Genomic DNA, 6741 nt, shown 5'->3' with positions numbered 1-6741 from the left:
CGGCCAACGGCCAGCTCAGCCCCGCCGAGTACGAGCGCCGCTACCACGAATTGATCAGAGGAAATGTCCACTACGATGCCGCATAGTCCCAATTCGTGAAGTGTCTACCGAACCGGGGCAACTCCACTTCAATAGCTTGCCCACCGTTGGCGCCGAGACATGGTGTCCTTGCCGGGTCAGTTCTTCGGCCAGCTTCCGCAGTGACTTGGTGGTCCAGCGCAGTGGTGATTGCGGGTTGCCTCGCTCGTCCGGCTCGACCAGTGCCAGCAGCGCGGTAGCAGTTCCGGACTGTGTTCGGTCACCGGCTTGCGGCCTCCGCCTGGCCGTCGGACGCGGCCTGGAGGCCAGGGGTCGTGGCCGTCTTCCAGTTCGTAGATCCCTGACCGGACGGTTGTCTCGCTGACTCCGGCCGCCTGGGCGACGGCCCGCACGCCTCCATGCCCGAGCAGCCGTGCCTCGGCCGCCAACATCAGCCGCTGTTGGCGCTCGTTCAGATGCGGCAACAACACCATGAATCTCAGCTCGAGTTGCTCGCGGACCTCGGTGGAGATGGCCATACCACACCAACGAGCCCAAGATCAGAAACCAACGGCTTATTTCTTGACGGCTTCACTACCTGCGGAATTTGCTCACGACCGTCCCGAAGTCGGCTCAGCCGTGGGTGGCCACCCTGGTACGCACCATCTTCGACCAGCCCACCGCCGAGCAGGTCCGTGCCCAGCACGCCTGGGTGATCGACGCGTTGGAGGCCAAGTACCCGGCGGCTGCCGATCACCTGGATCAGGCGCGAGAGGACCTGCTCGCGTTCGCCCAGTTCCCGCGAGAGATCTGGAAGCAGATCTGGTCGAACAATCCGCAGGAGCGGCTGAACAAGGAAATCCGCCGCCGCACCGACGTGGTCGGCATCTTCCCCGACCGAGCCGCGGTCATCCGTCTCGTCGGTGCCGTGCTGGCCGAGCAGACCGACGAGTGGACCGAGGCTCGTCGCTATATGGGCCTGGATGTCCTGGCGAAAGCACGTCTACGCGTGATCCCCGGCGACACACCGAACCAGGAACACCTCCCGGAAACCCTCACCGCTTAACCTGCAGAAACGGATCACGTGGTGGCTACTCGTACACCACCTTCGTGGACGTGACCGCTCTTCGTCGGCCTGACCGCCCGCCGGTATCGGCCCTGACGCTGAGGGCCACCATGAGGGTGGCAAAGCCTTCATGGTGGCCCTCAGCGGAGATCAGGCTCCCGGAGGGGGCGGTACCGTCGCCCAGAAGTCGCACTGGCTTCGGGTGGCCAGGTCGATCTTCTGGTTGCCGCCGTTCGCCGCGAGGTCCAGCGACAGCGTGTCCTGGGCGGTCCCGGTGGTGAAGCGGGGCCACGCGGGCAGGCCGGTCGTGTTCGGGTCGCCGGTGCGGGCGAACGCTGACCAGTACTTGACCATCTGGTCGGACAACTCCTGCTGCTGCGCGTTCAGGGTCGCGCCGGTGAACCCCGGGAACAGGTAGTTCAGCTCCGCACCATGCTCGGCGCCTTCGTCGAAGCCGGGGATGTCGACGACCGGCGGGGCGGTGCGGTCGGAGAACTGGTACGTGAACAGCTTGCCCTGCCCGGCGATCGCCGCCCGGTAGGCCTCGACGTGCTGGCAGGTGGCGAGCTGGTCGTCACCGGCGTCGCTGAGTACCGCGGAAAGCGCGATGCCCGGCGTCGGGTAATCGGACGCGGGGTAGCGCGCCAGCACGCGATCGGCGTCGACGCCGAAGGTGGCGCGGATGATTTGCGGGTACGTCTCGGCGGTGACCGGGTTGCCGGAGGCGTCGTACTGGATGCTGACGATCATCCGCATCTCGTCGCGGTTGTTGCCCCACAACATCGGGACGCGGTTGAACTTCCCCTGCCGGAAGGCGTCGATCGGCTGCAGCGGCATCTCTCTGCCGCCGAGTACCGGGCCCTGCGGCAGCGCCGGCCAGGCCTGCATGAGCGCCTTGACGTCGGTGATACCGCGCAGGCAGTTCGCCGCCCTAGCCGCGTCCGCGCAGCCGAACTGCCCGGCGAGGGTCGTACCCATCGTCTCGGCCGCGTCCTTGGTCAGCAGTGGGGAGCCGCAACTGTAAGTCTGGCCGATGGCGCGCTGGAACAGCCCGGCCGAGGCCGGAGAGGCGAGGTGGATGCACGCCGCGCCGGCGCCGGCAGACTGACCGGCGATGGTGATGTTGTTCGGGTTCCCGCCGAACCCGGCGATGTTGCTCTGCACCCACGTCAGCGACGCGCGCTGGTCGGCGATTCCGAAGTTGCCGGACTGCACGCCCGGGGTCTCGCGGTCGAGCGACGGCAGTGCGAGAAAGCCCAGCACGCCCACCCGGTAGTTGACCGTGACGACCACGACGTCACCCTTGGCGGCCAGCTGCGCGGCGTCGTAGGTCGAGCTGGTCCCGTTCTGGAACCCGCCGCCGTAGAACCAGACCACCACCGGTTTGGCTTTGGTCGTCTTGGGCGCGAAGACGTTCAGGTAGAGGCAGTCCTCCTCGTAGGACTCGATGATGCCGCCGAGCCCGCCCAGCTGCGCACACTGGCTGCGGAACTGCGTACCGTCGAGGACGTCGTTCCACCGCTTGGCGGGCTGCGGCGCGCGCCAGCGCAGGGAACCGACCGGCGGTGCCGCGTAGGGAATGCCCTTGAACGTGACCAGATCGGCGGTCTCGGTCCCGCGGACCGAACCGGTCTTGGTGGTCACCACGTCGCTGACACGCGTCTCCTGGTCCGCGGCCGCCGTACCTGCGGTTCCCGAGACCGCCAGCGCCACCACGGCACCCGCCGCGGCGATCGCTTTACCCCATATCATCTACACTCCGAAGTTTCTCGCGCCACAAAGGATGATCCAGACGCTAGGGACGAGCGCTTCCAAAGCGCTTCCAAAGCGCTTCCATGACCGCGAACCACTGCCCGGCACTCACCACCTGGCTCCGACCTACAAGACAGTCAAGGGCATCCTGGCCGCCGGAACCGAAACTGATCCACCGCCGCCCTCGACTGGGGACGGTGGAGCAGGAGCTGCTGGCGAGACTGATGTGGCCGATGGCCGTACCCACCTGATCACGATGAGCGGGCCGTCGTACCGTTGGAAGGTTCGATCAAGCGTCGGCAAGTGCTCGGCGGGGTAATCAACGAGTACCACCGAGCCGCATAGCTGCTTCGAAGGAAAGGCAGCTCAGTCCCTGTGCGATGGGTTCTGACGCGGTACAGGAGGCCCGAAGTCAGCTCGCCCTGATGACGGCGAGGCCGAGCGGGGTGATCTCGTGGATCTGCGACTTCCCGCACCGCGTGCTGGTGATCAGCCCGCTCGCGCGCAGGACCGAAGCGTGCTGGCTCGCGGTGGCGATCGAGATGGCGGTCATCTCGGCGAGGCTGCTGGTGTTGCACGTGGTGATCGCGATCGTCATGAGCACTCGTGCGCGGGTGTGCCCCAGCAGCGCGGCCAGGGACGGGCCGGGCTCGGCGTCGCTGCCGAGGCGGGCATGGCCGATCGAGTAGACCAGCACCGGCGGCAGTGCCGGGTCCTTGTAGGTGGTTGGCATTCCGTGTGCGAAGAACGATGGGAGCAGGCGCAGTCCGCGTCCGCCGAGGTGGAGCTCCTGTGCGACGGGGAACCGCACGTGCAGGACCGGCGGCTGCCAGGTGACGTCCGGATGCAGGGTCGAAAGCAGCAGTTGGGGGCCGCCGCGATCGAGGGCCGACTGCATTCGGCGGCGTTCGGAGGCGACGGTCCGTTGTACGGCGGGCCAGCTGGGGGCGATGCACCGCTGGAAGTAGTCATGGAGCGCGGTGGCCAGCCGCCGTAGTTCGCGTGGCTCCCCGTCGCCGATGCGGCGCAGCCACGGCGGGATGCGGCGGCTCTGTACGGCGAGCTCGGCGATGTCGCCGGCCAGCTTCTCGTGAGGGGCCTCGACCATGGTCGAGATGCCCTCGCCGACCGTCCTCGCCTCGGATGGGGTGAGGAAGTCGGGGCAGTAGCCGTAGGGGGGGATGGCGGACATGAGCATCTCGCCGGAGTCGGGGACCGCAGCGCGCGACGCTCGGCGCCATCGGCCGAAGATGGGCTCGCCCTCCGGCCGCCGGAGCCGGTAGGTGCTCAGTAACAGTTCCCACATCGGGTTGGCGTCCTCCGCGACGGTGACCTTCGTCAGATCCGCTGCCGTAAATAGAATTTTCAACATTTCTTGGAGCCATCCCCCTTTTCGCGGCCAGGTAAGCCACGGTAACGGTGCATGTGTTGCCTCTGTTTTCGGTCCTCCGGTTCGGTCACGAAACCTTCCATTTGGTCCAGTTTGATGTGCAATGTCGCATTTTGGGCATGCGCGAAACGTTTACTTTTCGTTGACGATCTTGTGGGCTCGCTGGCAAGTTGCTCTCGCGAGATTTCTGGCCGGGCAGTGACCGGGCGTTGAGAACGGTGACTGAGCGCATGGGGTAAGGAGGCGGATCCGCGATGGTGAGGGCTCAAGCAGCGGAGAGAAATCGGCGCTTTGGGTTCGGCCCGGGGAGCGCCGGGTGACGCTCCGCAACGGGTTGGCCAGGCCGGGGTTCGCCGACCTGAAGTACCGGCTGCTCGGCTCGGTCGCGGCGTTCGGCCCGGACGGCCCGGTCCGGCTCGGCGGGCCCAAGCAGCGGACCGTCCTCGCGGCTCTCCTGCTCAACCCGAACCAGGTCGTGTCCGAGGAGCAGTTGGTCGACCTGCTGTGGGAGGACCGGCCGCCGGCCAGCGCCCGGGGGCAGATTCAGGTGCGGATCTGGGAGCTGCGCAACCTGCTCGGCCGGTCCGCGATCGTACGCAGGGTGCCCGGCTACCTGATCGAGGTCAAGCCGGGTGAGCTGGATGTCGACCTGTTCGACGACATCGCCAGGGAAGCGCAGGACCTGATCGACCACGGAGACCCGCGTGGTGGTGTGGAGCGCCTGCGGCTCGGGCTGGAGCTGTGGCAGGGCCCACCGCTCGGTGGCGTGACCGACGCGCTCCTGCGGCGCAGCGGCCCGGTCCTGTCCGAGCGGCGCAGAGCCGTGCTGGAGACGCTGTACGACGCCGAGCTCGCCATCGGCCGCCACATGCAGGTGGTACGAGAGCTGCTGGTGCTGGTCGAGGAATACCCATTCGGGGAACGGCTGCAGGAACAGCTGATGCTGGCGCTGCAGCGGTCCGGGCGGGTGCCGGAGGCGTTGGAGGTCTACACCGCCGCACGGCGTCGGCTCGATGCCGAGCTCGGGGTCGAACCCGGGGAACGGCTGCAGGCCGCGCACCGGCAAGTGCTCAGGAGCGTCCTGGACGACGCGGCCGAGCGGGAGCCGGCCACGCCGATCATGGGAACCGTCCAGCTGATGCGGCCGGCCGAGTTGCCCAGGGACGTGCCCCGCTTCGTCGGCAGGACGGAGCACCTGGCCCGGCTGAACGCCCAGCTCGCCGCCCCGGCGGGCACGCACTCGGACGTGTGGGTCCTGCACGGCATCGCCGGGGCCGGCAAGACGGCGCTCGCGTTGCACTGGGCCCACCAGGTACGCGACCGGTTCCCTGACGGGCAGTTGTACGTCGACCTCAACGGTTTCGAGGTCGACTGCGAACCGCTGGAGCCGGCGCAGGCGCTGTCACAGATGCTGCACGCGCTCGGCGTCGATCCGCGGTGGATCCCCGACGAGGTCGACGCGCAGGCCGGGCTCTACCGGTCGCTGCTGGCCGACCGGAAGGTGCTGCTGGTGCTGGACGGCGCGCGGGACGCCGAGCAGGTGTTGCCGCTGCTCCCACCGACCGGGACCGTGCTGGTGACCAGCCGTCACCGGCTCGGCCGGCTCGTCGGGGAGGCCGGGGCGTTGTCGCTCGACCTGACGCCGATGAGCGCGGCGGAGTCGCGGACGCTGCTGGGCACGGTGCTCGGCCACGGCCGGGTGGACGCCGAGCCCGAGGCGGCCGAAGGACTGGCCCGCCTGTGCGGGCACCTCCCGCTCGCGCTGCGGATCGCCGCCTCCAACATCGCCACCAGCCCGGACAACACGATCGCCGCGATGGTCGCCGACCTGACCGAGGGCGACCGGCTCACCGCTCTCATCCTCGACGGTGTGGATGAGAGCGGCGTGACCCGGGCGTTCGCCGCCTCCTACGAGGCGCTCGCGCCCGAGCTGCGGCGCCTGTTCCGGCTGCTCGGCCTGGTCTCGTGCGCAGACTTCACCGTGTACGGTGCCGCCGCGCTCGCAGGTGACCCGGTCGAGACGGTGACGAGGCAGCTCCGCAGGCTGGCCGCGGCCCACCTCGTCGAGCAGCACGCCGCCGGCCGGTACCGGCTGCACGACCTGGTACGGGTCTACGCCCAGCGTCAGGCGGTCGCCCACGAGCCCGCACAGTCCCGGGCGCAGGCGTGGCGGCGGTTCGTCGAGCTGCACCTGTCCGCCGCTTAGTCGGCCGAGCGGGTCTTCGGCCGTCGAGGCGGCCAGCGGGCTGAGCATCGGGCTGGCCTACGTTCGCCGGGAGATCAAAGAGCAGGTGCTGGTGCGGCTGACCGAGGCGTCGCACATGCTGGAGCGGGTGGGCTGGTCCGCGGACGAGGCCGCCGCGCTGGGCGGCCTCGCTCTCGCGCTGCGCGTGGCCGGGCGGTTCGAGGAGGCGGGCGCACACCTGGAACGCGATTGGACGGAAAGGCCCGCGAGATCCTCGCCCTCCTGTGACCTCGCCCTCCTGTGACCTCGGCCCTCCTGTGACCTCGGCCC

General features: G+C 68.6%; 4 protein-coding genes and 2 pseudogenes. 3 read left to right on the top strand and 3 right to left on the bottom strand.

The window, feature by feature from the left end; genetic code table 11:
• Positions 1 to 126: 126 nt before the first annotated feature.
• Positions 127 to 557 (bottom strand): annotated as a pseudogene (locus tag QSK17_RS34275) (ISAzo13-like element transposase-related protein); the annotation flags it as partial.
• Positions 558 to 604: 47 nt separating this feature from the next.
• On the opposite strand from QSK17_RS34275, the pseudogene QSK17_RS34270 reads away from it, so the two are divergent.
• Positions 605 to 1084: pseudogene (locus QSK17_RS34270) on the top strand (transposase); the annotation flags it as partial.
• 150 nt (positions 1085 to 1234) lie between these two features.
• On the opposite strand, the gene QSK17_RS34265 reads toward QSK17_RS34270, so the two are convergent.
• Positions 1235 to 2836 (bottom strand): carboxylesterase/lipase family protein, encoded by a 1602-nt coding sequence (locus tag QSK17_RS34265; protein WP_285710518.1) that lies wholly within the window; start codon positions 2834 to 2836, stop codon positions 1235 to 1237.
• Positions 2837 to 3248: 412 nt separating this feature from the next.
• Complete coding sequence (locus tag QSK17_RS34260; RefSeq protein WP_285710515.1) at positions 3249 to 4208, bottom strand: ArsR/SmtB family transcription factor; 960 nt, start codon at positions 4206 to 4208, stop codon at positions 3249 to 3251.
• Between the two features lie 334 nt (positions 4209 to 4542).
• Between QSK17_RS34260 and QSK17_RS34255 the strand changes: the two genes are divergently transcribed.
• Together QSK17_RS34255 and QSK17_RS34250 are read left to right on the top strand one after the other, a co-directional pair.
• Positions 4543 to 6432: an AfsR/SARP family transcriptional regulator gene (locus QSK17_RS34255; protein ID WP_285710513.1), complete on the top strand. Its 1890-nt coding sequence runs from the start codon at positions 4543 to 4545 to the stop codon at positions 6430 to 6432.
• 85 nt (positions 6433 to 6517) lie between these two features.
• Positions 6518 to 6715: a hypothetical protein gene (locus QSK17_RS34250; protein WP_285710510.1), complete on the top strand. Its 198-nt coding sequence runs from the start codon at positions 6518 to 6520 to the stop codon at positions 6713 to 6715.
• Positions 6716 to 6741: the final 26 nt, after the last annotated feature.

Source organism: Microtetraspora sp. NBRC 16547, assembly GCF_030268965.1.
Classification (GTDB): Bacteria; Actinomycetota; Actinomycetes; order Streptosporangiales; family Streptosporangiaceae; genus Microtetraspora.
This window is presented reverse-complemented; position numbering and strand designations above follow the sequence as displayed.

What these genes read in the sequence shown, in the direction of transcription:
- QSK17_RS34265 (WP_285710518.1), bottom strand. Translation starts at nt 2,836, where the DNA reads ATGATATGGGGTAAAGCGATCGCCGCGGCGGGTGCCGTGGTGGCGCTG.
- QSK17_RS34260 (WP_285710515.1), bottom strand. Translation starts at nt 4,208, where the DNA reads ATGTTGAAAATTCTATTTACGGCAGCGGATCTGACGAAGGTCACCGTC.